This is a genomic window from Devosia sp. (genome assembly GCF_041917035.1).
Lineage (GTDB): Bacteria > Pseudomonadota > Alphaproteobacteria > Rhizobiales > Devosiaceae > Devosia_A.
In genome coordinates this window covers 1-2,214 of record NZ_JAYRYM010000400.1, presented here as the reverse complement: position 1 = coordinate 2,214, position 2,214 = coordinate 1, and the positions used below count along the sequence as shown (strand labels likewise).

The following is a 2,214-nucleotide window of genomic DNA, read 5'->3' as shown; positions in this document are numbered from 1 at the left end:
GGCAATGCTCATGTCTTCGCCGCCATCGGCAACAGAGGCGCCGGCAGGGCCGGATATCCGGCTCTTTTCGACTCGGTCCACGGCATCGGATCGGTCAGGTTCGACGGATCGGTCTGCGACTTCTCCGGCAGCCACGAGGGCGGGAAGCCGAACTTCTTCGGCTACGGGGACGGCATCCGCTCGGCCATCGCCCGGGACTACGACGGCAGGTCGCAGTATCGCAATCTGTCCGGAACCAGCATGGCATCGCCCTACGCCGCCGCGATCGCTTCCCTCTATCTGTCGATCAATCCGCATCTCAGCGCCAGGGCGCTGTCGGATGTCCTGACCGAAAGCGGCCTGCCTGTCGCGGGACAGTCCGGCCGTCTCGTGCGTTTCGACCCCGCCATCGCGGAGAAGGTCCGCCAAGCCTGACACATCCGCTGGACGGTTCAGGGATCATTCAGCAACCATTGTGTGTTATCCAGAGCCCATCCAACCTATGGGGCGACACGGCGCCGGCCGCGTGCTAGATGGCTCATGAGCCGTGCAGTCGCCCCTACCAACAAGAGGTCGCTGACCATGCCAGTCGACACTCATCAAGCCATGGTCATCTTCAGGTCGCGGCTGGCGCCGGAGGAAGCCGGGCTGTCCCGCGTCCAGGCCGCGCAGATTCTGACCGAGCGCAATCGTCGCGAACTGCTGGAATGGATTCAGGCCCGCGGACTGGAGAACCAGCTCAACGGCGTCAGCGAAGCGAGCGCCCTCGGTGCGATCGCTGTTCGCGCCTCGCGGAAACTGCTGCGCGAGATTGAGGATCTTCCACAGGTCGAGATGGTCGTTCGCGAGTAGGTCGGCCCCGGCCGGGTCGGCTCACTCCATCACGGCGGCCTTGAGGATGCACACCATGGTCGCGTGCGCTGTCTGGTCGCCGACATTGCGGATGACGTGCCGGCCGTCGCAACGATAGCGTGCGCTCTCGCCGGCACCCACCGTCTCGACACGGTCGCCGACCTCGACCTGCAGTTCACCCGACAGAACCGACAGGCTCTCGATGGAGCCCCGCTGGTGCCCCTCACTCTCGAGGACACCGCCGGGATCGCACTGGAAGTCGTACCACTGCAGCCACTCGACGGTCTTGATCCAGCCGATGATCGAGAGCCGGCACTTGCCGTCGTCGGAGACCAGCAGCGGCGTGTCGGCACGCGACAGCTTCTCCAGAAACGGCTCTTCCGTCGCCGTCGCGAGCACCCGCTCGATCGATACGTCGAGGGCCTGGCTCAGGCGCCAGATCGTCGCGAGCGTCGGATTGGTCTCATTGCGCTCGATCTGGCTGATGATCGATTTGGCGACGCCCGACTGCTCCGACAGCTCCGAGAGCGACAGGTTGTAGGCCTTGCGCAGGCGCTGCACGGTCTTGCCGAGATTGCCCGACAGCACATGCGCACCGGCATCCATCTCGATCTTCTTGGGGTCGCGGTCGGCCATCGGCAGGCGTTCGTCTCGGGCGTTGTGTCGAACGATCGTTCGTTGAAACGATCATACGGACCCCCTCACTGCGGTGCAAGGCAAGAGGCTCGACTGGCCCCGGTTGCAACGGCCTAGACTTCGCGCGCACCCAGCGCGGCATGGGTCGAAACACGCGTCCAGGGCCCGATGCGCGCCTGGAAGGCGGCATAGCCGGCGCCAACCTTGCCGGCCATCGGGCTGCGCGTCGCAAGATCACGCAGGAGTTCGCCGGCATGGCGCTTGGCCTGCTGGATCATCGCGGTGGGGAAGCCGCGCAGCTTCACCCCATGCGCCGAGACCAGGGTCGCGAGCGCCTCCATGTTGAGCATCTCGATCTCGGCGAGCGCCACGGCCTGCTCGGCCTCGCTCGCAGCCTGGATGACCCCCTTGAGGTCCTCGGGCAGGCCCTCCCAGAGCGCCTTGTTGACGACGAACTCGCTCGATCCGTTCGGCTTGTTGAAGCCGGGCGCATAGTAGAAGGGGGCGACCCGCCAGAGGCCAAGCTGGATATCGGAGCCCGGCGAGGTGAACTCGGCCCCGTCGATCGCGCCGCGCTCGAGCGCCGGATAGATGTCGCCCGGCGGGATGGCGATCGCGGTGGCGCCCAGACGCTGGAACAACTCGGCGCCGAGGCCGACCATGCGGATGGTCAGTCCCTTCACGTCGTCGGCGGACTGAAGCTCCTTGCGAAACCAGCCGCCCATGGAGACGCCGGTATTGCCCCCG

Annotated in this window: 3 protein-coding genes and 1 pseudogene; 2 read left to right on the top strand and 2 right to left on the bottom strand. The window is 66.0% G+C overall.

What is annotated here, in order from left to right; translation table 11 throughout:
• A partial coding sequence (locus tag ACE3TU_RS21590) for a S8 family serine peptidase (RefSeq protein WP_374627913.1) occupies positions 1-414 on the top strand: 414 nt, incomplete at its 5' end.
• Between the two features lie 147 nt (positions 415-561).
• Positions 562-831: a hypothetical protein gene (locus tag ACE3TU_RS21585; protein WP_374627912.1), complete on the top strand. Its 270-nt coding sequence runs from the start codon at positions 562-564 to the stop codon at positions 829-831.
• A 21-nt stretch (positions 832-852) separates the two neighbouring features.
• Here the strand turns inward: ACE3TU_RS21585 and ACE3TU_RS21580 are convergent, their stop codons facing one another.
• The gene (locus ACE3TU_RS21580; protein WP_374627911.1) at positions 853-1,467 is read right to left on the bottom strand and encodes a helix-turn-helix domain-containing protein; all 615 of its coding nucleotides are present in this window, start codon (positions 1,465-1,467) and stop codon (positions 853-855) included.
• 113 nt (positions 1,468-1,580) lie between these two features.
• A pseudogene (locus ACE3TU_RS21575) lies at positions 1,581-2,214 on the bottom strand (ABC transporter substrate-binding protein); the annotation flags it as partial.